General features: G+C 71.3%; 28 protein-coding genes and 1 pseudogene. 14 read left to right on the top strand and 15 right to left on the bottom strand.

All coding sequences use genetic code 11. The features are described from left to right. Positions 1-122: 122 nt before the first annotated feature. Both ACGFI7_RS34765 and ACGFI7_RS34760 read left to right on the top strand, forming a co-directional pair. The gene (locus tag ACGFI7_RS34765) at positions 123-1,040 is read left to right on the top strand and encodes a MerR family transcriptional regulator (protein ID WP_393412226.1); all 918 of its coding nucleotides are present in this window, start codon (positions 123-125) and stop codon (positions 1,038-1,040) included. A 91-nt stretch (positions 1,041-1,131) separates the two neighbouring features. Further along, positions 1,132-1,623: an RNA polymerase sigma factor gene (locus ACGFI7_RS34760; RefSeq protein WP_393412225.1), complete on the top strand. Its 492-nt coding sequence runs from the start codon at positions 1,132-1,134 to the stop codon at positions 1,621-1,623. Between the two features lie 8 nt (positions 1,624-1,631). On the opposite strand, the gene ACGFI7_RS34755 is transcribed toward ACGFI7_RS34760, so the two are convergent. The 9 genes from ACGFI7_RS34755 to ACGFI7_RS34715 form a co-directional block, all read right to left on the bottom strand. Continuing rightward, on the bottom strand, positions 1,632-2,855 hold the full coding sequence (locus ACGFI7_RS34755) for a glycosyltransferase family 4 protein (protein ID WP_393412223.1): 1,224 nt from the start codon (positions 2,853-2,855) through the stop codon (positions 1,632-1,634). Further along, a complete protein-coding gene (locus ACGFI7_RS34750) occupies positions 2,852-4,168 on the bottom strand; it encodes a lipopolysaccharide biosynthesis protein (RefSeq protein ID WP_393412221.1) in 1,317 nt (438 codons plus the stop codon). Before ACGFI7_RS34750 ends, ACGFI7_RS34755 begins: the two co-directional genes overlap by 4 nt. Next, positions 4,165-5,388: a glycosyltransferase family 4 protein gene (locus tag ACGFI7_RS34745; RefSeq protein ID WP_393412219.1), complete on the bottom strand. Its 1,224-nt coding sequence runs from the start codon at positions 5,386-5,388 to the stop codon at positions 4,165-4,167. Before ACGFI7_RS34745 ends, ACGFI7_RS34750 begins: the two co-directional genes overlap by 4 nt. Beyond that, entirely contained in the window at positions 5,376-6,128 is a 753-nt protein-coding gene (locus ACGFI7_RS34740; RefSeq protein WP_393412217.1) for an NTP transferase domain-containing protein, read from the bottom strand. Before ACGFI7_RS34740 ends, ACGFI7_RS34745 begins: the two co-directional genes overlap by 13 nt. Beyond that, on the bottom strand, positions 6,121-6,786 hold the full coding sequence (locus tag ACGFI7_RS34735; protein ID WP_393412215.1) for an HAD family hydrolase: 666 nt from the start codon (positions 6,784-6,786) through the stop codon (positions 6,121-6,123). The genes ACGFI7_RS34740 and ACGFI7_RS34735 overlap by 8 nt, the downstream gene beginning before the upstream one ends. Beyond that, positions 6,783-7,946, bottom strand: a complete 1,164-nt coding sequence (locus tag ACGFI7_RS34730) for a 2-phospho-L-lactate transferase CofD family protein (protein ID WP_393412213.1) — start codon at positions 7,944-7,946, stop codon at positions 6,783-6,785. The genes ACGFI7_RS34735 and ACGFI7_RS34730 overlap by 4 nt, the downstream gene beginning before the upstream one ends. Next, a complete protein-coding gene (locus ACGFI7_RS34725) occupies positions 7,943-8,719 on the bottom strand; it encodes a glycosyltransferase family 2 protein (RefSeq protein WP_393412211.1) in 777 nt (258 codons plus the stop codon). The genes ACGFI7_RS34730 and ACGFI7_RS34725 overlap by 4 nt, the downstream gene beginning before the upstream one ends. A 25-nt stretch (positions 8,720-8,744) precedes the next feature. After that, entirely contained in the window at positions 8,745-9,434 is a 690-nt protein-coding gene (locus ACGFI7_RS34720) for a hypothetical protein (RefSeq protein ID WP_393412209.1), read from the bottom strand. Positions 9,435-9,669: 235 nt separating this feature from the next. Further along, a complete protein-coding gene (locus ACGFI7_RS34715; RefSeq protein WP_393412207.1) occupies positions 9,670-10,719 on the bottom strand; it encodes a helix-turn-helix domain-containing protein in 1,050 nt (349 codons plus the stop codon). A 19-nt stretch (positions 10,720-10,738) separates the two neighbouring features. Between ACGFI7_RS34715 and ACGFI7_RS34710 the strand changes: the two genes are divergently transcribed. From ACGFI7_RS34710 to ACGFI7_RS34700, 3 genes are all read left to right on the top strand, one after another. After that, the gene (locus tag ACGFI7_RS34710) at positions 10,739-11,026 is read left to right on the top strand and encodes a DUF4287 domain-containing protein (protein ID WP_393412205.1); all 288 of its coding nucleotides are present in this window, start codon (positions 10,739-10,741) and stop codon (positions 11,024-11,026) included. A gap of 142 nt (positions 11,027-11,168) precedes the next feature. After that, on the top strand, positions 11,169-12,662 hold the full coding sequence (locus tag ACGFI7_RS34705) for a hypothetical protein (protein ID WP_393412203.1): 1,494 nt from the start codon (positions 11,169-11,171) through the stop codon (positions 12,660-12,662). Between the two features lie 19 nt (positions 12,663-12,681). Next, the gene (locus tag ACGFI7_RS34700; protein WP_393412201.1) at positions 12,682-13,089 is read left to right on the top strand and encodes a hypothetical protein; all 408 of its coding nucleotides are present in this window, start codon (positions 12,682-12,684) and stop codon (positions 13,087-13,089) included. Here the strand turns inward: ACGFI7_RS34700 and ACGFI7_RS34695 are convergent. Next, on the bottom strand, positions 13,076-14,473 hold the full coding sequence (locus ACGFI7_RS34695) for a hypothetical protein (protein ID WP_393412199.1): 1,398 nt from the start codon (positions 14,471-14,473) through the stop codon (positions 13,076-13,078). The two genes, ACGFI7_RS34700 and ACGFI7_RS34695, sit on opposite strands and share 14 nt — an antisense overlap. A 299-nt stretch (positions 14,474-14,772) precedes the next feature. Between ACGFI7_RS34695 and ACGFI7_RS34690 the strand changes: the two genes are divergently transcribed. The 3 genes from ACGFI7_RS34690 (at position 14,773) to ACGFI7_RS34680 (ending at position 17,129) form a co-directional block, all read left to right on the top strand. Beyond that, positions 14,773-16,275, top strand: coding sequence for a M28 family peptidase (locus ACGFI7_RS34690; RefSeq protein ID WP_393412197.1), 1,503 nt, complete (start codon positions 14,773-14,775; stop codon positions 16,273-16,275). 117 nt (positions 16,276-16,392) lie between these two features. Beyond that, entirely contained in the window at positions 16,393-16,716 is a 324-nt protein-coding gene (locus ACGFI7_RS34685) for an ArsR/SmtB family transcription factor (protein WP_393412195.1), read from the top strand. Further along, positions 16,713-17,129, top strand: a complete 417-nt coding sequence (locus tag ACGFI7_RS34680; RefSeq protein ID WP_393412193.1) for an SRPBCC domain-containing protein — start codon at positions 16,713-16,715, stop codon at positions 17,127-17,129. Before ACGFI7_RS34685 ends, ACGFI7_RS34680 begins: the two co-directional genes overlap by 4 nt. 15 nt (positions 17,130-17,144) lie before the next feature. On the opposite strand, the gene ACGFI7_RS34675 is transcribed toward ACGFI7_RS34680, so the two are convergent. After that, on the bottom strand, positions 17,145-17,513 hold the full coding sequence (locus ACGFI7_RS34675; protein ID WP_393412191.1) for a nuclear transport factor 2 family protein: 369 nt from the start codon (positions 17,511-17,513) through the stop codon (positions 17,145-17,147). Between the two features lie 236 nt (positions 17,514-17,749). On the opposite strand from ACGFI7_RS34675, the gene ACGFI7_RS34670 reads away from it, so the two are divergent. Next, complete coding sequence (locus tag ACGFI7_RS34670) at positions 17,750-18,202, top strand: DUF3592 domain-containing protein (protein WP_393412189.1); 453 nt, start codon at positions 17,750-17,752, stop codon at positions 18,200-18,202. Between the two features lie 45 nt (positions 18,203-18,247). On the opposite strand, the gene ACGFI7_RS34665 is transcribed toward ACGFI7_RS34670, so the two are convergent. Then, the gene (locus tag ACGFI7_RS34665; protein WP_393412858.1) at positions 18,248-18,616 is read right to left on the bottom strand and encodes a hypothetical protein; all 369 of its coding nucleotides are present in this window, start codon (positions 18,614-18,616) and stop codon (positions 18,248-18,250) included. Positions 18,617-18,658: 42 nt separating this feature from the next. Further along, a complete protein-coding gene (locus tag ACGFI7_RS34660; protein ID WP_393412187.1) occupies positions 18,659-19,087 on the bottom strand; it encodes a hypothetical protein in 429 nt (142 codons plus the stop codon). A 122-nt stretch (positions 19,088-19,209) separates the two neighbouring features. On the opposite strand from ACGFI7_RS34660, the gene ACGFI7_RS34655 reads away from it, so the two are divergent. Then, a complete protein-coding gene (locus ACGFI7_RS34655; RefSeq protein ID WP_393412186.1) occupies positions 19,210-19,692 on the top strand; it encodes a DUF3237 domain-containing protein in 483 nt (160 codons plus the stop codon). Then, entirely contained in the window at positions 19,689-20,144 is a 456-nt protein-coding gene (locus ACGFI7_RS34650; protein WP_393412185.1) for a RidA family protein, read from the top strand. Before ACGFI7_RS34655 ends, ACGFI7_RS34650 begins: the two co-directional genes overlap by 4 nt. A gap of 11 nt (positions 20,145-20,155) precedes the next feature. On the opposite strand, the gene rarD is transcribed toward ACGFI7_RS34650, so the two are convergent. Further along, the gene (rarD, locus tag ACGFI7_RS34645) at positions 20,156-21,082 is read right to left on the bottom strand and encodes an EamA family transporter RarD (RefSeq protein WP_393412184.1); all 927 of its coding nucleotides are present in this window, start codon (positions 21,080-21,082) and stop codon (positions 20,156-20,158) included. Then, on the bottom strand, positions 21,079-22,818 hold the full coding sequence (locus ACGFI7_RS34640; RefSeq protein ID WP_393412183.1) for a DUF885 domain-containing protein: 1,740 nt from the start codon (positions 22,816-22,818) through the stop codon (positions 21,079-21,081). The genes rarD and ACGFI7_RS34640 overlap by 4 nt, the downstream gene beginning before the upstream one ends. 125 nt (positions 22,819-22,943) lie before the next feature. Between ACGFI7_RS34640 and ACGFI7_RS34635 the strand changes: the two genes are divergently transcribed. The 3 genes and pseudogenes from ACGFI7_RS34635 to ACGFI7_RS34625 form a co-directional block, all read left to right on the top strand. Then, entirely contained in the window at positions 22,944-23,789 is an 846-nt protein-coding gene (locus tag ACGFI7_RS34635; protein WP_393412182.1) for a LysR substrate-binding domain-containing protein, read from the top strand. A gap of 312 nt (positions 23,790-24,101) precedes the next feature. Then, positions 24,102-24,596, top strand: coding sequence for a hypothetical protein (locus ACGFI7_RS34630; protein ID WP_393412181.1), 495 nt, complete (start codon positions 24,102-24,104; stop codon positions 24,594-24,596). Between the two features lie 278 nt (positions 24,597-24,874). Continuing rightward, positions 24,875-25,240 (top strand): annotated as a pseudogene (locus tag ACGFI7_RS34625) (amidohydrolase family protein); the annotation flags it as partial. Between the last annotated feature and the right edge of the window lie 687 nt (positions 25,241-25,927).

Raw genomic sequence — 25,927 nt, 5'->3', positions numbered from 1 at the left:
CGCCTCATCACGGTAACCACCGGATGTCGGGTTTCCGTGGGGGACACGCCTGCTCATGCGTCCAAGCAACCCCGGAACCGCGAAAAGATGGTCGGACACGTCGGGACGTCGGCGGGACAACCATGGTCGAGGAGACACCGGACAACGTGGAGGACGCGGGCTACGGCATCGGAGCCGCCTCCCGTCGGCTCGGCGTGCCCGCGCCCACGTTGCGCACCTGGAACCTGCGGTACGGCCTGGGCCCCAGCCGCCGCACCGCGGGTGGCCACCGCCGCTACGACGCCGCCGACCTGCGGCGGCTGACCGAGATGAAACGCCTGATCGCCACCGGTCTGGCGCCCGCGGAGGCCGCCAGGCTGGCCCTGGCGCTCCCGGCCACGGCTCCCGCCCCGGCGGCGGAGCCCGCCCCGGCCCCCCCTGAGAGGGAGCCGGCCGCCGGGCGCCCGGCCACCGCCGCGCTGGGCCGCGCCGCGCTCATGCTCGACAGCCACCTGGTCTCCTCCCTGGTGGAGGAGGCGCTGGCCGAGCACGGCGTGGTGTGGACGTGGGAGCGGCTCGTGCTGCCCGTCTTCGACGCCATCTGCCGGCGCCAGGACGACACCGGCGCGGGCATCGACGTGGAGCATCTGCTGTCCGACCGGGTCCAGGCGGCGCTGCACCGCCTCATCCGCGACGTCCCGCCGCACCCGGGCCGTCCGGTGCTGCTGGCCTGCGCCGAGGACGAGCAGCACAGCCTGCCGGTGCACGCCCTGGCCGCCGCGCTCGGCGAACGCGGCGTGCACACCCGCGTCCTGGGCGCGCGCACCCCCTACGCGGCGCTGGCCCACGCGATGCGGCGGCTCGGCCCGGTGGTCGTGTTCGTCTGGTCGCAGCAGGCGGCCACCGGCGACACCGCCCCGCTCGCCGCGCTGCCGAAGCTCCGTCCCGCCTGCGAGATCGTCGTCGGCGGGCTCGGCTGGCAGGGCGAGCCGCCTCCCGGCGTGACCCGCGTGTCGACGCTGCCCGAGGCCGTCGCGCGCATCGCCGCCACGCTCGACTGACGCGGTCCTTCCCCATGGAGCTCTTGTGGCGATCCCGCATGCCGGACTATGAATAAGTTTTGAATAGGTTTTTCTGGTGAGGGACAGGCCCATGCAGACCAGTGACGAGGACGCGCTCGGCGCGTGCTACCGAGCGCACGGCCCCGCCGTGCGTTCCTACCTGCGCAGGTTCGTGCCCGCTCAGGACGTGGAGGACCTGGTGCAGGTCGTCTTCGCCGACGTCTGGCGGTCCCGCGCGCGGTACGACCCGGCCAGAAGTCAGGCGGCCTGGGTCTTCGCCATCGCCCACCGCCGCGCCGTCGACCACCTGCGCAGCCGGCGGCCCGCCACCGTGCCGCTGGAGGAGGCCGGCGACCCGCCCGGCGGGGGGCGTTCCCCGGTGGACGACCTCGCGGACCGTGACCGGCTCGCCAGGGCGCTCGCGGAGCTATCGGACGCCCAGCGGCAGGCCATCGAGCTGGCCTACTTCGGTGACCTGAGCCAGCGCGAGATCGCCGACCGGCTGCGCGTGCCGCTCGGCACGGTCAAGGCCCGCACGTCACGCGGCCTGCGCAAGCTGTCGACCCTGCTGGCCGCGTCCTGAGACGTTCTCTACCCGCGCCGGAGCGCGGTCCGGTAGACCTCGACCGTCTCCCGTGCCGCCCTGGCCCAGCTCAGCCGCTCCCTGACGAACCGTTCCCCGCTCTCGGCGAGCGCGCGGCGGGCCGCCGGGTCGTTCACGAGGTCGATCACCGCGTCGGCGATGGCGTCGGGCCCGGCGTCCCGCGCGTACCGCACGGCGGGGTCGGCCGGGTCGCCGAGGAAGATCCGCGAGAACCCGGGCCCGAGGACCGTCGGCCTGGACAGCGCCATGGCCTCGGTCGCCACCAGGCCGAACGGCTCGAACAGCGAGGGGAAGACGCAGACGTCGGCGAGCTCGTAGTACTCCAGCAGCGCCGGGCCGTCGACGAACCCGCCGGAGGTGAGGACGCGCCCGTCCAGCCCCGCCTCCGCCACGATCCGCGCCACCCCGGCCTCGTCACCCTCGCCGACGATCACCAGCCGGAGCCGGGGGAGCGCGACGGCGATCTTCTCCATCGCCTCCAGCAGCTGGTAGACGCCCTTCTGCCGTTCGAGGCGGCCGACGAAGAGCAGCACCGGATCGCCCTCCGCGAGGCCGAGCCGGGCCCGCAGCGCGGCGGCGCCGGAGCGGAGCGCGGCCCGGTCGACCCCGGCGAGCCGCCGCTCGAACGTGCCGCCCAGGCAGACCACGTCGATCGTGTCCCCGTTCCACCCGGCGGCGACGAGCTGCTCGCGCACCTCCGGGGTGGCGACCACGACCCGGCGGGCGATCCTGGCCAGCCACCGTTCCAGGGCGGCGAAGACGCCGATCGGGTCGGTGATGCTGCGCTGCGGCGCGACCCCGTACTCGGTGGTGTGCACGTGGAAGACGACCGGCAGCCGCAGCACGTAGTGGCACAGCAGGGCGGCCAGGAAGTTCGTCGAGTCGTGCACGGCGACCAGGTCGGGCCGCTCTCCCGGGGCCAGCCGGCGCAGCCGCAGGAAGTACCGCCAGTTGTTCACCACGACGTTCACCGCGAGCAGGAGGAACTCGGCCCGGCGCGTACGGTTGAGCCGGCGCCGGCCGGTCGCGCCTCGCGGCCGGTAGACGGTGACGCCGGCCCGCCGCTCGTGCACCGGCAGGCTCCCGTCGTTCAGCGTGAACACGGCCTGCCGCAGGTCGGCGGCGAGATGCGGGGTGATCTCCTCGATGTAGCGGCCGAGTCCCGCCGTGATGTTGGGCGGGAACTGGTTGATGACGTGCACGACCCTCACCGTTCGACCTCCGTTGGACGCGCTCGGTACACCCGGGCCGCGGCGACGGCCACCACGGCGACCAGGACGACATTGGTCAGGGCGAACGCCACCAGGCCGCCGGTCAGGCCCTGCCAGGAGATGAACCCCGCCTGCAGGGCGAGCGCGGCGGGCGACCCGACGGCCAGGCAGGCGATGAGCACCTTCGCGCCCCGCACCCCGTCCATCGACAGGGCGAAGAGATACAGGTTGAACACCGTGTGGACGCCGATCCCCACCGCCGACAACGCCATCAGGCCGGGCTCGTACGGATACTCCGCGCGCAGCACCAGGAAGAACACCGCGCTCGCGGCGAAGGAGAAGACGGCGGTGGCGGCGGCGAGCGCCGGCGCGAGACGGCCGATCCGCCGCAGCGCGGCGACCTTGTCGGCGGTCGCCAGCACGGGCAGCAGCACCAGGCCGACGCCTTCGGTGAACACCACGCCGAGCAGCCGCTTCGGGAAGCCGTTGTAGACGGAGTACACGCCGACGTCGCCGCCGGTGGCCCAGTGGTTCAGGAAGATCATGTCCGCCCCGAACAGCACGGCGGTGAAGGCGGCGATGACGCTCATGTAGGCGCCGTGCCGCAGCAGCGAGCGCGCCAGCGCCGCCGACCAGGAGCGCGGGACGACGTCGAAGCCCGCCACGGCCACCAGGGCGAAGACGACGTTCGTGACGATCAGCGCGACCAGGTAGACCTCGGCGTCCCGGATGCCGGCCACCAGCAGGCACCAGGCCGCCGCGGCCAGGTAGACGGCGGCGACGGCGAGCTTGAGCCCCGCCACGAACCCGAACCTCTTCAGGCCGCGCAGGAAGCTCTCGGTCAGCTGGTTCACCGTCATCGACAGGGCCAGCGCCAGCGCGAAGCAGAGCGTACGGACGTCGACGCCGAGCAGGCGGGTCAGCAGCGGGGAGGCCAGCAGGCCGGCGACGACCAGGCCGCCGCCCAGCGCCAGCGTCGTGAACAGCGCCGTCGTCACCAGGGCCGGCCGGTCCCGCGGGTCCGCCCTCGGCAGCTCCTGGAACATGACGTAGTTCAGGTTGAGCAGCATGCCGACGGTGACGATCAGCGCGATCGTCAGCACCAGCGTGAACCGGCCGAACGCGGCGGCGCCGATGCCCCAGGCGATGACGAGCGTGGTCCCCGCCGCCGTGCCGCTGGCGGCGATGCTCACCAGCGTGGGCCACACGGCCCAGCCCCGCCCGCCGACCAGCCTGGCCACCCACCCGCCGACCCCGCGTGAGCCGCCGACCCCGCCTGGGCCGATCCCGCCGTCGCCCGGGGCCGACGTCACCGCGCCACCTCCGCGTACGCTGCGAGCGTGGCCTCGGCCGTACGCGTCCACGAGTACCGCGCGCGGACGTGCGCGGCGCCGCGCCGGGCGAGCCCGGCCGCGTGCTCCGGGTCGTCCAGGCAGCGCGCCAGGGCCGCCGCCAGCTCTCCCGGCGATCCGGTACGGCAGCGGACCGCCCCGTCCCCGGCCACCTCCGGCGAGTAGCCCGGCCCCACCACGACCGGCCGCCCCAGCGCCATCGCCTCCACGGCGACCAGCCCGAACGGCTCGTACGTCGAGGGGAACGCGCACACGTCGGCGGCCAGGAAGTGCGCGAACACCTCGGGCGCGGCCAGGAACCGGTACCCGGCGACCACGTGCCGGCCGACGCCCTCCCGCTCGATCAGCCGGGCCGTCTCCGCGTCGTCGCCGCTGCCGATGAGCACGATCCGCAGGTCGTCGCGCCCACGGAGCAGCTCCGGCGCCGCCTTGACCAGGGTGTGCGCGCCCTTGTGCGGTGACAGGCGACCGGCGAAGACGACCAGCCGCCCGGCCCCGCCGGGCAGATAGCGGGCCCTGACCTCGGCACGGATCCGGTCACGGTCGTCGACGGACAGCCCGGCCAGCCGCACCAGCTCGGGATCCTCGAAGCCGTGCGGCACGACCCGCAGCCGGTCCCGCGGCCAGCCCCTGGCCACGAGCTCGTCGCGCATGCCCGCGCCGGGCACCACGATCAGGTCCGCCAGCCGGGCCTGCGCGTTCTCCAGCGCGGTGATGCCCGCCGTCACGAGTGTCCGGCGGGCCCCCGGGGCGGTGTTGTGCTCACAGGTGTGCACGTGGAACACCACCGGCACCCGGCCGAGCAGCCGGCACAGGATCCCGGCGAGGCAGCCCATCCAGTCGTGCACCGCCACGACCGCGCCGGACCGCGCCCGCAGGATCCGGGCCGCGACCCGCACGTTGAAGGCCACCAGCCCGGCGATCCTCACCAGCGCCCCGACAGCCCCCTGAGGCGGCCCTGACTGCCCGGCCGTGCGCAGCCGGTGCAGCGTGACGCCGCCGGTCCGTTCGGTCCGCGCCGGCGCGTCCCGTCCGACCGCGCCGAACACCTCGATCGGCACGTCGCGGTCGCGCAGGGCGGGGAACAGCCGCTCGGCGTACCGTCCCAGGCCGCCGACGACGCCCGGCGGGATCTCGGTGCAGACGACGTGGCAGCGGCGCGGCCGGGCTAGTCCGGGCACCGCTGGAACGCCCGGCGGGCGAAGTCGAGGTCGTCCGCGGTGTTGATGCCCCGGGCCTCGACGGGGTCGGCGACCGGCACCACGGTCACCGGCAGGCCGCGGACCCGCGACAGGTACGGCAGGAACGGCAGGAAGTTGACCTCGCCGGTGGCCGCGCCGGGCGGGGCGTCGATCAGGTAACCCGCCCACGCGTCCGGCAGCCCGTCGGCGCCGAGGCAGAACACGCCGACGTCGCTGAGCCCGCCGGGCCGGCACTCGTCCCCCTCGCGGGACATCCGCACCCTGACCAGGGCCGGTCCGTCCAGCTCGTACTCGACGTACGGCTCTGGCATCGGCACCAGCGGCAGGGTGAGGCCCTCGTGGGCTGCCGCCACCACGTCCCGCACGGTCGCCGAGGACAGGTTCACCTGGTCGCCCCAGACCACCAGGATCCGGTCGTATCCCTCCCAGTGCGCGACGGCTCCGAAGATCGCGTCGCCCATGCCGGTCGGCCGCGCCTGGACGCTCACCGAGACCGCGCCGCGCTCGATCTCGCCGGCGGCGAGGCGGCGGAACGGGACCTCCCCCGCCGGGGAGACGATCACGTGCACGTGCTCCACCCAGGGGCTCAGCCGCCGGTGCAGCAGGTGCCACACGGTGACGCCGTCGGCGATCTCCAGCATGATCTTCGGGACGCCGAGGCCGAGCCTGGTCCCGCTCCCGGCCGCCGGGATCACCGCGCAGACGCGCTGGTCACTCACTTCCGCTCACGCCCCCGTCGAGGAAGTCCACGATCTCGTCCAGATCCCGCACCTGAGTCGCGCCCGGCGCCGGTTCCGCCGCGTTGACCTGCAACGTCACCAGTCCGGCGCCGACGGCGGAGGCCACACCGTGCCCGGAGTCCTCCAAAGCCACGGCGTCGCCGGGGTCGACGGCCCACCGCTCGCAGGCGTGCCGGTAGAACGCCGGGTCCGGCTTGCCCGACGGGACGTCGTCCCCGGTGAGCACGCCGCCGAAGTAGCCCGCCAGCGAGCAGGCGGCCAGCACCCGCTCCACCGATCCCCTGCTGCCGCTGGTCACCAGGTAGGCCGTGCGCCCGTCGGTGGTCAGGCGGTCGAGCAGCCGCCGGGCGCCGGGGAACACCGGCACCCGGCCCGCCGCCACGTACTCCCGGTAGAGCCGTTGCTTGCGGTGAACCAGCCGTTCGGCGAGGTCCCCGTCCGCGCCCAGACCGGCGATCACCTCGCGGGTGGTCGCCCCGGCGTGCGCGTCGTACCGGAAGCCGCCGAGCAGCGACGGCGCGTGCTCCGCCAGCGCGGCGCGGAACGCGGCCGCGTGCACGGAAGCGCTGTCCACGAGCGTTCCGTCAAGGTCGCAGAGCCACACCCGCCGCCCCCCGACCACCGCCGCCACGCTCATCGGGCCCTCGCGAGGGCTGCCTCGTCGGCGATCCCGGTCAGGGTGCGCACGGTGCGCGGCCCGCAGTGGACGCCGGGCCGTTCGGCGTCCGCCAGGTCGGCGGTCACCCACCGGGCTCCGGCCCAGACGCCGCCGTCGAGGATCTCGGACGGCACTCGGGGCGCCTCGGGGGAGCGGTGGCTGAGCACGTGGGTGACGGTGCCGCGCTCGTTGCCCGGGTCGCCGAGATAGGACAAGGTGCGGCTGACCAGGTCGGGCGCGCTCAGCCCTTGGACGTCGTGGTCGTCGCGGGTGTTGACGACGAACACCTTGGCCGCGGCCCGGCTCTCCGCGATCGCGTCCGCGATCCCCGGGGTCAGGTAGCTGGGCAGCAGCGACGAGTGCGGCGTGCCCGGCCCGTACAGGATGAGGTCGGCGTCCCTGATCGCGTTCGCGGCCTCCGGGTTCAGCGAGACCTCGGCCCGCAGGCCCGCCAGGACCCGCCGCGCCTCCTCGGCCGGTCCGCCCGCCAGCTGGGCCCGCAGCTCCGGGGTGACCGGCTCGCGCAGCAGGAACAGGTCGGTGATCGCGGCGGCGTCCTGCGGCGCGACGATGTCGGCCTCGTCGGCGAGGAGCCGTCCGTCCTGCTTGAGCGCGACCAGGAAGGCGTTCTCGCCGTTGGTCACGTTCACCAGCGCGGCGGGTGACCCGAACGTCCGGGCGCAGGCGCGTACGGCGGCGTTGAAGTCCTCGCCCAGCCGGAGGTACGCGCCGGCGAACACGAGGTTGCCCAGCGCGCAGTCGGTCAGGTCGAACCCGCAGGAACGGCTGTCGAACCGGCGCAGGAAGACGTCCAGGTCCCGGGCGACCGCGGCGCGCACCCCCGGGGGCAGCCCGGCCAGGTCGGTCAGCTCCGCGGGGGTGGTCCCGGCGGCGAGCCGGCGTTCCAGGACCGAGCGGAGCGGGTCGCGGTCGTCGAGGTGGATCAGGAGGTTCTTGCGGAAGTCCGAGGGGCCGAGCATCCCGGGGAGGTAGCGGCGGAGCGCCCCGGTGGACCGCCCGTTGTCGTAGCCGTTGATCACCAGCGTGAGGTCGACGCCGGGGGTGCGCAGCAGGCCGCGCGCGATGCTGGCCCCGCCACGCCCGCCGCTGAAGAGGGTGACGGCGGTGCGGCCGCTCACCGGACCCGCTCCGGTTCCGCGCTGGTCGCGGGCACCTCCGGGAGGCGGAGCACGCCCCGGCGTAACAGCCAGCGGCGATAGGCGAGGTAGCCCACGAACAGGGCCCGGTCACGCGCGCCGCGCCAGAACCGCCACCCGCGGGCCCCGCCGCCGCGTTCCCGGTGCTCGATCGGGATCTCCACCCAGGTGCGGCCGAGCTCCGCGATCCTGGCGGTGATCTCGGTCGAGCAGTTCATCCCGCCGGACTCCAGGGGCAGGGAGCGCAGCAGCGGGCCGCGTACCACCTTGAAGATCGAGTTGTAGTCGCGGTACCGGGTGCCGTGGGTGAGGTTGCTGACCGCGCCGCTGGCGGCCGAGCCCCACCGGTACGCGAGGCCGTCGGCCTTCCTGATCCGGGCGCCGGAGAAGGCGTCCGACTCCCCGGCCCGTACGCGCTCCAGGAACGCGTCGAGGTTGGCGATCGGGAACTGGCCGTCGGAGTCGAGCAGCACGACCCAGTCCAGCCGGGTGCGCGCGATGGCCTCGGCGATGGCGGCCCCGGCGCCGCGGTTGCGTCCGAAGCCGACGACGACCAGCTCGGGGCAGGTTTCCCGGAGTCCGGCGAGGATCGCGCCGGTGCCGTCGGTGCTGCCGTCGTCGCACACGACGATCTCCCAGGCGTCGATCGCCGGGTGCCCTGCCAGGTAGTCCCGCCATTCGGTCACCGCCGCGGCGATGTTCGCCGCCTCGTTGTAGGCGGGCGCCGCCACGGAGATGCGGACGGCCGGCGGCACGTCGTGGGTGTCCAGCTTCGCCTCCTCAGTGACGGCCCGCCGGGGTGCCCAGCAGGCGGGAGATCCAGCGGTCCAGCGGGAGCAGGTTGATCCCGACCACGATCGGCACGTGGGCCAGCGTGAACAGGACGGCCCCGCCGAACGGGATCGGCCCGCCGGTGATCACGTTGATGTGCGGCGCGTCGATCAGGTCGGGGATCTCGACCGGGTTGACGAGCTGCCACATGATGTCGAGGAGCCCGGAGAACACGATGACGATGCCGCTGATCGCGATCTTCAGGCAGCGCCCCGGGCTGCCGCCGCCGATCCGGTAGGCGGCGGCGACGGTGAGCACGAGCCCGGGATAGAGCAGCAGGTAAAGATGGGTGTAGAAGCTGTCACCCTGAAGGCGTTCGACGTCCCCGTAGTAGAAATAGCTGATACGCGGGATGACGTATCCGGTGAAGAACACGAACGGGATGTACAACAGCCAGTGCATCCTCGGTGACACCCAGGGGAAGAACGCGATCGCGCAGCACAGGAAGGCGTAGGCGACCAGTTTCGCGCCGAGTTCCCAGGCGGCGCCGATCTCCCGCCCGTGCGGGGTGACGAGCCAGACGAACGCGAAGCCGAGCGCCCCGGCGAGCAGGGCCATCCACCACACGTGCGCGGCCCATTTCGAGGCCGCGGCCGTCAGCGGTAACGGAGACTGCGGTGCGTCACCACGGGCCGTCATGAGGCTCGGGATCTCCCATCGGACGTCGCCACTCGAAAGCGTTGACCTCAGGGAAACGCCGGAGCTACGACACGTATGGCGTTACAAGGCCGATTCTCATGCATTCCCCGTCGGCATTCCGAAATGGGACCCTATCTGTTCTCTTGCATAGATGGCGAGATATCTGTGGATCTATCGGGCAGGATGGGCGACCAAAATCCGAACAATACTCATGTACGGTGCGCCAAGGGTGCGGTCAGCGGCGCATTCCGAGCCGGTCCGGGACGTCGGCCCGCAGACAGGCGTCGCACTCCCCGGCCGGAGCGGCGCCCCCGCGGTAGTCGTCGGGCAGCAGGAAGGCCAGCACGCGGTGATTGTCTCCGGCGCGCACCGGGGCGAGCGTGGTGATGGTCAACCGGACGTGATGGTCCGCCTCGTCGGGCCGGCCCGGGTCGGTGAAGCCCGGCTCACGGAAGAGCATCGGCCTGGACGGTCCCTGCACGAGCAGATCGGTGCCGCCCGCCCAGAGGCGTTCGGCGTCCGGGCTCCGGTCGCGCAGATCGTCCACCACGGCCAGGAGCTCGGGGCCGCGCGGCGACCGCATCGCCCGGCCGCGGACCAGCGACAGCAGCGCCGCCGCCTCGCGCTCCCAGTCGACCATGACGTGTCTGGAGTGCTCGTGCAGGAAGAACCAGTGCAGGATCGTGCGCTCGCCGCCGGGCATCGCGGTGAAGTCGCAGATCCACCGGGCGAAGGCGGAGTTCTGGCTCTGGACGTTCCACAGCCCGTCGGTCACGTAGGCCGGATGCGGTTCGAGGGCCCGCACCAGGCGGTGCAGGGCCGGGTCGGGCCCGGCGGCGCCGTCGGGCTCCGGCGGCGGGGTGCCGTTCGCGAGATACCACAGGATGCTGCGCTCGTCCTGGCTCAGCTGGAGCGCCGACGCGATGGCCTCCAGCAGCTCCGGGGTGGGGCGATGGTCGGCACCCTGCTCCAGCGCACTGATCGTGCGGATCGAGTAGCCCGTGAGGTAGGCCACGTCCTCCTGCGTGAGGGTCGGGCCGCGGCGTGACCGTCGCGGAGGGAGCCCCGCCTGGCCGAGGGTGATCCTGGCGCGGCGTTCGCGGAGGAACTGGCCCAGCAGCTCACGGCTCTCGTTCAGTGCGATCCCCCTCGCCGGATCAAGCAGGCAACGGCGTTGCCGGTAACGGTATCGCCGGTAACGCCGTGCCGGGAACCCAGTTTGCTCTGGTGCCGGGGCGACGCCGTTCCGAAGATGGAGGAGGCCGGGGCGGGCCGCACGTTCCATGATCGGCAAGGAGAACCCCATGTCTTTTCAGGCGTACTTGGACAACATCGAGGACAAGACCGGGCTGACGCCTCGTGCGTTCATCGAGCTCGCCAAGGAACGCGGGTACGACGACCCGTCCGTCAAGACGGGCACGATCGTCGAATGGCTCAAGCAGGACTACGATCTCGGTCGCGGGCACGCGATGGCGCTGGTCCACGTGATCAAGAAGGGCCCGGGGATCGGCTCGAAGCACGTCGGCACCACCGGCACTCACCGGGACGAGTCCGACACACTGTGGCTCGACGGCAAGAACAACCGGCCCTGACACCGGGAGGAACGCGCCCGCCGTGGATCTGGGCGTCGCCGGGCAGGCGGCGGGGTTGTCCGCGAGAAGGCCGAGCCGCCTGCCCGGGTTCCGCCGCTAGGCAACGCCCCGTGCCGGTGCGACGCTTGGGGCGGAGGCGGATATGGCGGATCTCTCACGGCTCCCCCTGGACCCCGGCGAGGTGCTGGGCGCCGAGGTCGCGAAGGGGCTCGCGACGTTGCTGGGCACGGCGCACCCCCTGCACCTCACCCGGGAACTGCAGAGGGGCGGCGTCAGCGGAGCCACGGTCGTGGCGGCGACCATCGACGACCTGGTGACGAGGACGGGCACGCAGCAGCTCATCGTCAAGTTCGATCCCGACCCCGGCATCCGGGCCGGTGGAAAGCAGGGAAAGAACGACGCCCGGCGTGAGGCGGGCGAGTTCCGCCGTCATCTGGCGGAGCATGCGACCAGCTTCGTGCTGGAGAGCCTCGGCACCCTCTCCTTCCACAAGATCGTAAAAGATGATCTCGAACGCTGGGGGCCGCTTTCGCGAGACCTTCCTCCCCACCGCCGCGCCGCACTGCTGGAAGAGATCACCAGGCGCATCACCGTCCCCTGGAACCAGACTCAGCCGGATCATCAGCGAGTGACGCCGCGTGAAGCCATGGAAGCCGACCTCGGGGTCCGCATCCAGCCGGGCGGGAAGATCCATCAATGGGCCACCCGCCGCAAACTGCTCGACCCGGCCCGGCGCTGGATCACCGTCGGGCCCGGGGGCGGCAAGCTGCCCAACCCCTTCCAGCTGATGACGCTGACCGGCCCGCCCGTCAGCACGTGGTACGGCCCGGCCCACGGAGACCTGCACCCGGGCAACGTCCTCGTCCAGCTCGCCGGCGAGTCCGTGGACTTCGTGCTGATCGACCTCGACCGGTACAGCAGCGAGGCGCCGCTGTCCCGCGACCCCCTGCACCTGTTGCTGACGATGCTCGACTGGGACCTGCCGGACCTGGGAGCCGCCGAGAAGCACGCGCTCATCGACCTTCTCGTCGGCGAGGAAGGCGCCGGAAAGCCGGTCCACCCCGATCGCCGGCACCTGGTGGAGGCCTACGAGAACGCGGCCGCCGGCGGGGGCGGTGGGGGGAGGGGCGATCTCTGGCGGATGCGGCGCAGGCTCTCCCTGGTGGCGTGCGCGCTGATGTTCCCCGTGCGCCTGCACACGCTGAAGCGCGACACCTGGTGGTGGTACGTCCAACTCGCGGGGAAGGCCACGGAAGCGGTCCTGCGCTCCATGGACATCCGCCTGCCGGACGGGGAGGCCGTCGAGGTGAAGCCGCACCAGGTGGTGGCCGAGCGCGCGGAGTTCTCAGCCGGGACAGATTGGGACGATCTGTCGACCGTACTCAAAAGGACCTTTTTCGATCCGCGGTCGTGGCGCACCTTCGCGGTAAGCGCGGAAGAGCTCGCGGCCCTTCTGGAGGGGCCGCCGCCCCCCGTCGACGGACACTCGAAGGCGATCACGTCGTACTTCAGGAAGCTCCGCATCCTGGTGCAAGAAGGCGGTGATCCGGAAGCCTCTCCCCAACGGGTAGCCATGATCGCGAAGGACGCGGACATGTATCGCAATGTGCTGATCAAACTGATCGAGCGCCAGTGAGGTGTCCGACAAGCGACCCTTGGACGAGCTCATCGAGCTGATGGACCGACCGGACACCATGTTCCATGAGAAGAACCGGGCCGGGATCATCACGCTCGCCACGTCCCTCTGCGACGAGATCCAGGAGCAGAAGCAGCATGATCCACCGAACAGGATCGCCCTGGATCAATGCTTGACAGATCTCAAGGAGGAGATAGGAACGCTCGAACTAATGGTGCGGCATGTGGACCCGGGCACCTCCGAGGGCATCAAAGCTATCCGCAACTACTGGAGAACCTTCAATGAGGTGCTGCAGCAGATCAAGACCCTCATGCCGGGCCTGTCCGATGAAAAAGCCTCCGGCGGGGGAGCGTGCACGTCGCCGCCGCCCCGGTTGTCCATCCATGTCACCGTCGACGACTCCGAACGAGCGGTCAGCCGCGGTTGAGCACGCGTCCGATGCCCGCGATCACGGCCGTGGCCAGGAGCCACCCGGAAAGGATCAACCCCACGGCCACCGCCCGGTCGACGCCGCACGGGTCCCAGGCGTTGCGTTGTCCGAGGTTGGCGAACGGGACGATCAGGTCGAGCGCGTAGAGGACGGCGTCCCAGTTCGGCCCGTCCTTCCTGGCTGGTCGGGGTGGCCGGGCGCCGAACCAGAGCGACCCGGCCGTGACCAGGAGCAGCAGCCAGGCGAGCGCCCGCCCGGGAGCGTAGCCGTAGCCGAAGAGGACGTTCTGGATCACCCCCCAGGCCTTGGCCGGGAGCTTGTCGTGGGCCCGTATGTGCCGCTGCCTGGCCCGCCGCACCAGACGGGCCGCGCCTTCGTCGCCGATGCGCCCGTAGAAGAGCGCGAGCTGCTCGAACGCTCCCGGCCCCAGGTGCGGGTCGAGCGCCAGCCATTTCAGTCTTTCCCGGACCCCGAGCCGGCTGATCCTCCGGTACGTGAACCCCTCCAGGTCCAGCCTGACCGGCCACGACTCCTGGGCGTCCACCAGGGAGTCGACCTCGACGTCTCGTAACATGATCCGGCCCGGCAGCGGCTGACGGAAGTCCAGCCGCAGCCGCGGCGCGCGCAGCCCGGCGAGGTGCAGTCCGCCTGGGCCGAGTACGGCGTCGTGGAAGGTCACGGTGCCGTTGGCGACGGTGCCGCGCAGCCGGACCTGGCCCGGGGAGGTGAACCCCCAGTCGGCGTGGACGCTGCCGTTGATCCGGGCGCCGGTCGCGTCCAGACCGCCGATCTGCGCGCCCGACAGGTCCACCGCGCCGTCCACCCGTATCTCCCGCAGGTAGAGCGCGCCGGAGGCGACCATCCGGGTGCCTCTGACCGACCCGCCCACCCGCAGGTTGGCGGCGAACAGCGACCATTGGTCCGCGGCGGCGATCCGCGCCTCGCGCAGGTCCAGGTCGCCCGCGACGTCGGCGCCGCTCAGGTCGAGCAGGGCCGGCGCGGCGCCGTGGTGTGTCACCCGGTGCGGCGCCACGGCCTCGTCCACGCCCTCGCCCCACAGCCCGGGGAGCGGCTTCGTGACGCCGTTCACGGAGCCGATCCGGGTTTCCGCCAGGCTGAGACCTCCGAAGAGCTTGACCCGCGACGCCCGGACGGTCCGCGCCCGGGTCCGTACCACCTCGACGCTCTTGCCGGTGAGGCCGTCGAGGATCAGCGCCCCGTCGATCAGGCACTCCCTGAGCTCGACGTCGAAGTCGACGTCGAGCCTGGCCAGGTCGAGGTCACCGGTGATCCGGGCACCGGCCAGCCGGAACGGACCACGGGTGTGTTTGCGGAGCAGGCGGGCGAACGCGGACGGCGATAATCGGCGCGGCCTCATCATCACGATTCTAGATTCGGCCCCCCGGCCACGCACGGGTGATCAGCCGCGGGCCCCCGGGGCGATCCAGTCGTCGATGGCGAAGTCCTTCCTGACGAAGCTCTGCCGCATCAGGCGGGGTCATAGGAAATATGGAACGCCCGTATGAGTTCGGGCCTAGGCGACACCCCTCTGTGACATTACGTTCCTTGCAGCACCATCCCGGGGGATTGTCCCGTCCCGTCGATCCGATGGAGGCGCCTCGCGCGGCACCGACCTGCCGCACGCTCTCACCCTGCTCCTCACGACCCCAGAGGAATGGCATGAGATCACGTCTGCTCGCCGTACTCACCACCGTGACCCTTGCCGTGGCCTGCGCACTCACCGGCGCGTCGGCGCAGGCCGCCACCACGGCGCTCGCCGCGCCCGACCTCCCGCTGGCCAACGTCAAGGCCCACCTGGCCCAGTTCCAGTCCATCGCGAGCGCCAACGGCGGCAACCGCGCCCACGGCCGGCCCGGCTACCTCGCGTCCGCGAACTACGTGCGCGGCCGGCTCGACGCCGCCGGCTTCACCACGACCCTGCAGTCGTTCACCTACAACGGCGCGACCGGCTACAACGTGATCGCCGACTGGCCGGGCGGCAACCCCGACGACATCCTCATGATCGGCGCCCACCTCGACAGCGTGACGGCGGGCCCCGGGATCAACGACAACGGCTCGGGCAGCGCCGCGATCCTGGAGACCGCGCTCGAGGTCTCCCGCCAGGCCCTCCAGCCCACCAAGCACCTGCGCTTCGCCTGGTGGGGCGCGGAGGAGCTGGGGCTGCGCGGCTCGCAGTTCTACGTCACCAACCTGTCCGCGACCGAGCGGGCGAGGATCAAGGGCTATCTCAACTTCGACATGGTGGGCTCGCCCAACGCCGGTTACTTCGTCTACGACGGCGACAACTCCGACGGCGTCGGCTCCGGTCCGGGCCCCGCCGGGTCCGCCGAGCTGGAAAGGGTGCTCCAGGACTACTTCACCTCGATCGGCGTGCCCACGCGCGGCACCGACTTCGACGGCCGCTCGGACTACGGCCCGTTCATCTCCCGCGGCATCCCGGCGGGCGGCACCTTCACCGGCGCGGAGGGCGTCAAGTCCAGCGCCCAGGCGCAGCTCTGGGGAGGCACCGCCGGACAGGCCTTCGACGTCTGCTACCACCGCTCGTGCGACACGACGGCCAACATCAACGACACGGCGCTCGACCGCAACGCCGACGCGGTGGCCCACGCGGTCTGGACGATCAGCACCGCCGTGCCGCCCGTCGTGGTCTGGTCGGACGACTTCGAGACCGACCGGGGGTGGACCCGGGTGACGGGCACCGCCACCAGCGGCCTGTGGGAGCGGGGCGACCCCGAGTCCACCACCTCCAGCGGCGCCAAGCAGCTCGGCACCACGGTCAGCGGCGTCAACGACCTGGTCACCGGGCGGCTGGCCGGTTCGTCGGCCGGCGTGCACGACATCGACGGGGGCGTGACGTCCATCCAGTCACCGCCGATCACGCTGCCCGCCGGGTCGCCGAAGCTGTCGTTCTCCTGGTATCTCGCGCACGGCAGCAACTCCTCCAGCGCCGACTACCTGCGGGTCAGGGTGGTCGGGACCACGACGAGCACCGTGTTCCAGCAGCTCGGTGCGGCCGTCGACCGTGACGGGGCCTGGGCGTCGGCGACCGTCGACGTGTCCGCCTTCGCGGGTCAGAGCGTGCGCGTGCTGGTCGAGGCGGCGGACCTGTCGACCGCGAGCCTGGTGGAAGCGGGCGTGGACGACGTCAAGATCCTCCAGTGACGCCCGAGTGAGCGGCACCGCCTCGGCGGTGCCGCTCACGTCTGTCCTGGAGCCTTCTGGTACGTGAAGCGTCGGAAATCCTTGACATGTCGGAGAAGTCCGACATATTGTCTGGTGGTGTCCGAAGACGTCTTCTCCGCCCTGGCGAACCCCGCGCGCCGCCGGCTCCTGGAGCTGCTGCGCGACGGGCCGAGGACCGCCGGCGACCTGGCCGCCCAGTTCGACCTGAGCAGGCCGGCCGTCGCCGAACATCTCCAGCTCCTCCGCCGGGCGGGGCTCGTCCGGGACGAGGCGGTGGGCCGGCAGCGGCTCTACCACCTCGCGCCCGCCCCCTTGGCGCAGGTCGACGCATGGCTGCATCCGTTCGAACGCTACTGGCGCGACCGCCTGCGCACCCTGGCCGACCTGCTCGAAACCCACGACAGTGAGGACGAACCATGACCACCAGCACGCGCGGAACCAGCTCGATCTCGGTGGACCAGTTCATCGCCGCCCCACCGGCGAAGGTGTGGCGCGCCCTTACCGAGCCCGACCTGCACGCCCAGTGGTGGGCGCCGGGCGACGTCGCCGCGGAGCCGGGGCACGAGTTCCACCTGGAGATGCCGGGCTTCGGGTCCGTGCCCTGCAAGGTGATCGACTCCAAGCCGGCGGAACGGCTCGTCTACACCTTCAACGGCAACTGGACCCTGGCCTGGCAGCTCGTGCCCGAGGGCGCAGGCACCCGCCTCCTGCTCGAACACTCCGGCTTCGATCTGGACGACAAGCGCGACCGCGACGCCCACGACCGCATGGGGCCGGGGTGGCGCGAGGTCGTCGTCCCCAGGCTCGCCGAGCTCGCCCCCCGGATCGCCTGACGGGCACTCTTCCGGTCAGCGGTGGTCGTTCTCCTTCAGCTCGACGACCCAGGCCCGCCGCTCGGCGATCCTGCCGTCGCGCATGACGAACACCTCGGCCATGGACAAGCGCATCTCGCCGCCCGCCGCCCGCCGCACCGTCCCGGTGAGCTCCGCCATGACGACGTCGTCCTGCTCGACCATGCGCACCACCTCCAGACGAGGAGGGTCGAGGAACTCGGGCGGGCCGTCGATGGCCTGGTCGTAGGCGTCCTTGCCGGTCAGGTGGAAGGCGCCGAAGACGGTCCACTCGATGTCGTCGGTCAGGCAGGACAGGATCTGCTCGTGATCGTTCTTGCGGAAACCGTCCAGGTAGGTGGTGACGGTCTCGATGTTCCGTGACATGTCCGCTCCTTCGCGTCGGGGTGCCTCCCGTGAGTACGTCGGAGCGGGCGGAGCATCCTTGACACCCCCGTACCCTCCTGGTGTGCCGCGAGCGCGGCCACGGCCTTGGCATGCCAGGCGGGGGCGCTGGCCGTGGCGAAGATCCCGGCCGCCGTCTCAAGATGTTCGCGGTGCCGGCGTGGATCCAGACCCACCGTGGCTGGGGAGCCGTCCTGAGCATCGGGCACACTCGTCCCATGCACAACGGACGGCTCCCCACCCTCGTCGGCGGCATCTTCGCGCTCGCCGGCCTGGTCCTGCTCTGCGTCACCATCGTCCTGGCCGTCTCCACGGCGAGTTTCCTGGCCTCGGCCGAGCGCACCGACGGGACCGTGGTCGAGCTGACCGCCCGCACCAGCACGACCCGCAACTCCGACGGCTACCTCCGCCGCAGCACCACCTGGTATCCGACCGTCGAGTTCACCGCCGGCGGCAGGCAGTACTCGTTCGAGAGCTCCACCGGCAACAACCCACCGGCCTACGCCAAGGGCGAGAGCGTCCCCGTCGCCTACGACCCGGCCGACCCGTCCGACGCGCAGATCGCCTCGTTCTGGTCCGCATACCTCGGCCCGGTGATCACCGGCGCCCTGGGCCTGGTGTTCACCCCGGTCGGCACACTCCTGTTCCTCAAGGGCCGCCGCCGGACCTGACCATCGCCTCACTCGGGTGGGAGAACATGCCGGCGGGGATGATCGTCACTCCGATCGTTCATTAGCTGTCAGGGTGTGGGGGATACACCCGCTCCAGACGGTCGTGTGGACAGCGCGGATGAAGGGGCCTGGATCGTCCGCTGCGGCGAAAATCGTCTGTTGGTTGGTAATGAAGCGCGCCGCGTAGGCGGCGGAAGTGAGATCGCCGCGGGTGCTGACGAAGCAGCGGGCGTGGTGCTCGACGACGGCGTCGATCTCCGCTTGCCGGTAGCGGATGCGTTTGTCCTTCATGAGAACGGCCCAGCCCAGCTTGGCGCTGTCCTCTATCCAGCGGGTGTCTTCGATGGTCTCGTCCTGGTGGACGCCGTAGTGTTCGGCCAGGGTGATCAGGTCCCACCCGGCTTCGCGTAGCAGTTGGGGACGGCGACCCGGCCGAGACTGCGATCGACGAAGAACCTACGCGGCTGTTCGGGTGGCGACACGCAGGACATCCTCGATCTCGTCGCGGGTGAGCCCGTACTCCTCTGCTACGACGTCGACGGGCTCTCCGGCCCGGCCCAGGTCGATCGCGTCCTCGATCTTGGCGCCCCCGCGGGCGAATCGGGGCCGGCCGAAGGCGTGGCGGCATCTATCGTGACCTCGGCCACGCGGTATTGCGGAAGGGTGATCACTTCGGCGTATCCGTCGACCGATGAACGGCACGGACGCCTCGTTCGGCCGCTCCGCCCGGATGGCAGTGATGACCGGCTTGGCACGGACAGCACGGCCGTCGGGCTGACGGCGTTGGCAGCCGAAGGCCCAAGTGGTGAAGGTCGAGGAGGGGATCGCGAGGTAGCCGGCAGCTTCGGCGATGCCGTACAGCGGCTGGGTCCAGCACAAGGTCATCAGCCCGCGCGTTTCTCCAGTCAGGCCGCCTGGAGAAACGCGCGGGCGGGCCGATGTCACAGGCGGCGCGGCCGTCTCGTCTCGGGTCGCAGGAGAGATCACCGGCAAGCCCAGGAGAACCCGTGACCCTGCTCGAAACCGACCCCGCCGACACCGTCGTCCCGATGGACCACCTCTGCGACTTCGCCATCAGGTTCACGTCGATGCGGATGCTCACCACCCCGGCGGCCACCCGGTTCATCGCGACCATCAGCCACGGGACCGTCGAGGGTCTCCGTCTGCGCGGCGAGTTCCTGCCCGGGGGCGGCGACTGGATCACCGTCGGCACGGACGGGGTCGCCCGGCTGGACGTCCGGGCGACGATCCTCACGCACGACGGCGAGCTGGTGTATCTGACCTCCACCGGCCGTGCCGCCCTCCCGGCCGCGACGGTCGACCGGTTCATGAACGGCGGGACGATCGCCTGGGACCAGATGCACGCCCGCTCGGCGCCGCTGTTCGAGACCGGCGCGGACAGCTACGCCTGGCTGAACTCCACGGTCACCGTGGCGGTGAACGAGCTGTCACTCGAACACGTCGACTACCGGATCTACAGCGTCCGATGACCGGCCCGCTGAAGCGCCTGCACGACGCGGGCCTCTTCCTGCCCGAGGCGCCCGCGCCGCTGGGCTCGTACGTGCCGGTCATCCACGCGCACGGCCTGCTCTACCTCAGCGGCATGCTCCCGCTCCGCCAGGGGACACCCATCGCGACGGGCCGGGTCGGAGAGGAGCTCGACCTCGTCGCGGGTCACTCCGCCGCAGTGGTGGCCGCGCTCAACGCGCTGGCCGTCATCCACGAGGGGTTCGGCCTGGAGGCGGTGGCGGGCGTGGTCCGGCTGACCGTGCACATCGCCTGCCCGCCCGCGTTCCGGCGGCACGCCGTGATCGCCGACGGCGCGTCGCAGGTGTTCGACATCGCGTTCGCGCCGGCCCGGCACAGCCGGCTCGCCCTGGGCGCCGTCGCGCTGCCCGCAGGCGCACCGGTCGAGCTGGAGGTCGTCGCGGCCCTGCGCTGACCCCTGGCCGTTCAGGTGCGGGTGAGGTCACCGCGGGCGTTCCTGACACCGGGCTGACGCGTGAGCCGCGCCTGTCTGATGCTGTCCGCGGTGAAGACCACCAGCGCGAGCCACACGATGGAGAACCCCAGCCAGCGACTCGGCGGCATGGCCTCCTTGGCGATCAGCACCCCGCACAGGAACTGCAGAACCGGAGCGATGTACTGCAGCATGCCCAGCGTGCTGAGCGGCACCCTGATCGCGCCCGCGGTGAAGCTGAGCAGCGGTGCGGCGGTGACCAGGCCGGCGCCCGCCAGCAGTGCCGCGTGTGCCGGCCCGTGCAGGCCGAACGTCGCCGACCCCTCCTGGTGGAGGAAGAAGACGTAGGCCAAGGCGGGCGCGAAGAGGACCAGCGTCTCCACCGCCAGGCTCTCCGCCGCGCCCACCTTGGCCCGCTTCTTGACCAGCGCGTAGAAGGCGAAGCTGAAGGCCAGGCAGAGGGCGATCCACGGCGGGCGGCCGTAGTCGACGGTCAGCAGGACCACGGCGATCCCGCCGAGCCCGACGGCGGCCCACTGGGCCCGGCGCAGCCGTTCCTTCAGCAGGAGCACCCCGAAGGACACGCTGACCAGCGGGTTGATGAAGTAGCCGAGCGCGCCTTCCACCACCCGCCCGGTGTTGACCGCGTAGATGTAGGTCCCCCAGTTCACCGAGATGATCACGGCGGCCAGGCCGAGCAGCAGCAGCTTCCCCGGCTGCCTGATCAGCTCGGCGGCCCACGACCAGCCGTGCCGGCGGAGCGCCAGGATCGCGGCGACGACCAGCAGCGACCAGACGACCCGGTGCGCCAGGATCTCCGTCGGATCCGAGGGCTTCAGCAACGGCCAGTAGAGGGGATACAGGCCCCACATGGTGTAGGCGGCGGCCCCGTACAGGGTGCCGCGCCGCAGGTCGGTCACGTGACTTCTCCCGTCGAGGGGCGGCCGGCGCGCTCGCGCGGGCCGGAAAGGTCGCCGAGCATCGCGGCGCGCAGGACGTCCAGGCCGACGCTGCCGAGATCCAACGCCTCACGGTGGAAGGACGCGAGGTCGAACGCGGCGCCGGCGCGGGCCCGCACCGCCTCGCGCAGATCCAGCCAGGCCCGCTCGCCCATCTTGTACGAGGAAGCCTGCGCGGGCAGGCCCAGATAGCGATCGATCTCGAACCGCACCCGCTCCGCGCTCTTGGTGGAGTGGGCGGTCAGCAGCCGCCGGGCTCGCTCGTACGTCCATGATCCGCCCCCGGCCTCGTCCGGAGCCGGGAGCCCGCAGTGGAAGCCGACGTCGATGACCACGCGGGCGGCGCGGAACGCCTGGCTGGCGAGCATGCCCAGGCGGTCGCCGGGGTCGTCGAGGAAGCCCAGCTCGGCCATCAGCCGTTCGGCGTACAGCCCCCAGCCCTCCCCGTGGCCGTCCACCCAGGCCGCGAGCCGCCGCCAGGTGTTGAGCGAGTCGCGGCGCAGGGCGGTCTGGGCGACCTGGAGATGGTGCCCCGGCACGCCCTCGTGGTAGACGGTGCTCACCTCCCGCCACGTCGAGAACGCGCTCGCCTCCGGCGACACCCCCCACCAGACGCGTCCCGGCCGGGAAAGATCGTCGCTGGGGCCGGTGTAGTAGATGCCGCCACCGGTCGGGACGACGACGCAGTCGATCTCCCGTACCGGCTCGGGGATGTCGAAGTGCTTGTCCGCCAGCGCGGCGACGGCCTCGTCACAGGTGCGCCGCAGCCACTTCAGCAGGGCGCCGGTCCCGTCGAGCCGGCGCGCCGGGTCGGCGTCCAGGGCCGCCATCGCCTCCTGGACCGAGCCGCCCGGCACGATCCGCCCGGCGACCTCGGCCATCTCCGCGCCGATCCGGCGCAGCTCGGCCAGGCCCCAGGCGTACGTCTCCTCGACGTCGATCGGCATGCCGAGACTCAGCCGCGCGTACCGGGCGTACCTGTCCCAGCCCACGCCGTCCAGGTCGACGGCCCTGCCGTCCAGGTCGCGGGCCAGGAAGTCCGCCACCCCGGCGTAGGCGTTCCGCGCCGCGCGGGCGCGCCGCTCGACCTCGTCCAGGATGCCGCGCGGGAGGCCGTCCGCCTCGTGCGCCCGGCGTGCCTGGAGCGCCAGGGTGGCGAAGGTCCCGTCGTCGGCGGCGATGGCCGAGCACTGGGTGACGCCCACCGCGATCTGGCGCCGCGCGATCGGGTCGCCGCGCCGGGCGGCGTGCCACAGGGCCGCCGTGTAACCGTCCAGCGCCGCCGGCACCGCGGCGAGCCGGGTGGCCACGGCGGCCCAGTCCTCGTCCGTCCCGGTCGCCATGAGGTCGAAAGCCAGCCGGATCCGCTGGAGCGGGCTGTTGAGGTTGTTGAGATGGGACTCCTCGGCCCCGGTCTCCCGCAGATCCTCGGCTGCCTGGAGCCGCTCGCGCAGCGCCGCCGCGGTGACCTGATCGGTCGCGTCCTGCGGCAGGGTCTCGCCGAGCGCCGCCAGCGTGCGGCGGCGCAGCGCGGAGATCTCGCTCAGCCCGTCCGGGGAGAAGTCCGGGAGCCGTGTCCGGTGCCCGGGCACGCCGAGCTCGGTGGCCAGGATCGGGTCGAGCGCCAGGTGCTCCGCGAGATACTTCTCCGCCAGGTCGTCCATGGGAGTGGCCCCCCGTACGCCACTGTCCGTCATTCACTGCCCTTCGCTTGTCCGGGCCGGTCGGGCCGGCCGGAACGCCAGGTGACGGCGTCACGCTAGGTCAGCGGACAAGCTCTAAGGAAGACGGCAATTGATTGGAAGGGCCATAATGAACTCTTATGGGTGCCGATCTGGATGTCGTGCTGCTCAGGGCTTTCGTCACCACGATCCGGGCCGGCAGCATCAGCCGCGCGGCCTCGGCTCTCGGTCACACCCAGCCCGGGGTCAGCCAGCAACTGCGCCGCCTCGAACGCGCGGTGGGCCAGCAACTGCTCCACCGCGCCTCCTCCGGAGTATCGCCGACCAGGGCCGGTGAAGCCCTGATGCCGTACGCCGAGCGCATCATCGCCCTGTCCGCGCAGGCCCTCGCCAGCACCTCGGAGGCGCTCACCGGACACTGCGGGATCGGGATACTCGAAGACCTGGCGGTCGCCCGCATTCCCCAGTTGCTCGCGGACTTCGCCCGCCTGCATCCCGAGGTCACCCTCGAAGTCATGATCCTCTCCGGGCCCCGGATCCGCGACGCGCTGGACGAACGCCGCATCCAGCTCGCCTTGACCGACGTCGGCTACCTGAGCGAATCCCCTCGCTGGTCGGTACGGCACCCACTCGTCTGGGTGTCCGGCCCGGACATCGACCTGCAGGCCGACCCGCTGCCCCTGGTGTTGTTCTCCCAGCCCTGCCGCTGGCGGACCGCGCTCCTGGAAGCCCTGGACCAGGCCGGCCGCCACTGGCGGGTGACCTTTGAGAGCACCGGACTGGCCGGCGTGCACGCCGCGGTCCGGGCCGGGCTCGGAGTGAGCGCCTTCCTCCCGGCGAATGTCAGCACCGACCTGATGGTGGTGCCCGCACCCATCCTCCCGCCGCTGCCGGACATCGAACTCGGCCTCGTACGCCGCCCCGGCACCCAGGGCGACCCCCTGGTCGACGCCGTCGAGTTGGCCTTGCAGGCGATGATGCGCTGAGGCGTTGCGACGATGCCGGGGCTTTCGCCGGGACCCGCACGCTCCTCGGCATCGATGTGACGCCCGCACAGACCATCCGGCCGGTGCAGCTCCTTTCTCCGGAGCGCCCGGATGTTGTGTGCGGCTTTGCGCCCGCATGGTTGCCTCACCGGGGGTGCTCGATAGATTTGTCATGAATACGCATGGCCGTCGCCCGGACATCTTTCTTCATGCGGCCTGGGAAACCTGCGGGAATTCACCTTCAGTACCACCTTCGAAATCGCCGATCCATCGTGCATGCTGCCGAAGGCGGCGACGAGTGCAGGGGGGAACATGACCGCGACCGCGAGAATCCAGCAGGTGTGGTGCCTGCGTCATGCGACGGGAACGGATACCGGCGTCGTCGAGGGCCTGGCCGACCTGGCTCCGGTGAAATTGCTGAGCGAATTGGACGGGGGCGCGCTGGCGGACTTCATCAAAGGGCTGCCCCATGTGGTGAGCGCCATCGACTCCGCACGCTCGGATCCGGACGACTTCTTCATCACGACCACCACGTCGGGACACCTGGACGAGTCCATCTGGCCGCCGGACCACACCACCGTGGAGATGCAGGCGGACCAGACCCAGACTCCGAACGTCGACGTGCCGGTGCAGTTCTCGCAGAACATCTCGCTCTGGGACTTCGACGACATCTCCGACAACGATCTGCTGGGTTCGATCACCGTCCTCGAGTCGGAGGCGGGCGCCGGGTCGATCGCCAAGCTCGCCAAGTCGGAGATCGAGTCCTCCTACTACTACGTCACGTACGAGGTCCAGCAGACCGCCTGAGGGCGTGCCGGGCCGACGCCGGCACGCCCTGGCGATCACATGGGGCGGTTCCTCCCGCCGAACCGCGGCACGCCGCTGGGGTTGAGGTGGTGGGGCGCGGAACGTCCTTCTGGTGAGGGACACCGGGTCCGGCTCGGTGAGAGGAGGCGTCAGCACAGCCGGGTTGAAGGGGTTCGGTACGGCGATCTCTCTCGTGGAGAGCTTGGCCGCGTACTCGGTGACGGCGTCGATCAGCCGGCCGTAGCCGTTGATCGACTCCGTCAGCGCGCGCCGCACAACAAATCGCCCGGCTCGGCGGGTACATCGACGTCAACCCGATCCTGACCCCCGCGTTCGGACACCCCAGCGCGGTCCCGGTGGCCGAGGCGATCGTCCGGACGCTGGAGGCCGGGGCCGACTCCGACCTGGTGACCATGACCAGCGACGGAAACGCGAGCGTCCCGATGACCCTGCCGGATGGGACCCGCGGTGCCTACGAGAAGAGCCTCACCTGGCTGTGGGACGCCGTGGTGGAACTCGTCCGGTCATACGGGCTGCCCCTGCCCCAGGCTCTGTCGTTCGTCACCACCAACCCCGCACGGGCCCTGGGGCTCCAGGCACGCAAGGGCCGCATCCGCAGGGCGGCGACGCGCACCTCCTGCTGATCGGCCCGGACCTGGAGATCGCCCACGTGATCGCCCGGGCAGGCGGCCCGACGGTCAGGTCGCTGTACGAGCCGGGCCGGGTTCCCGGTTCACCGCATTTCCCGGCATGACACGACAGCCGGCAAGACGGTGATCCGGAAGGGTCACCGCATTTCCGGGGTCACCGCTCGAAGGCGCAAGCCCGCCCAGCCGCGCCGAGCAACAGGCACGCCTTGCTGGGCGCGGCCGACGTGGTCCGTAACCCCAAGATCTACAGGGTTCCGGGTCTGAGGCTGACCTACCACCCCGGCAAGCAAAAAGCCCTGGCCACCGCTATCAGCGACCAGGACCTCATGGGTTATCCGTTGGTGTCCGAGGGGTGAGCGCCACCGGCCGCACATGGCCCACCATTATCCCCAGCCCCATACACCGCATCCACGTGACCTGATGCGCCATCGCTGTTTCGTCGTGCTCGCCCTGCCGGTCGAACGCGTCTGTACCGGCGAGCCGCTCGGTTGGTCGTGGGCCCCTAACCTGCGGCTTTCACGGCGGATTTGAGCCGACCTGATCGTTCACATAAGAAAAGTGCCCTGAACTGGGAGGATCGGACTTGTCTAGGCCGTGTTTCGAAAGATCATGTGTGGGGCGTGTCGGTGATCGTTGAACGAAGAGGTCTCCGGTAGTTGGTTCAACGACCAAGAAGAACGA

Source organism: Nonomuraea sp. NPDC048826 (genome assembly GCF_043198225.1).
Taxonomy (GTDB): domain Bacteria; phylum Actinomycetota; class Actinomycetes; order Streptosporangiales; family Streptosporangiaceae; genus Nonomuraea.
This window is presented reverse-complemented; position numbering and strand designations above follow the sequence as displayed.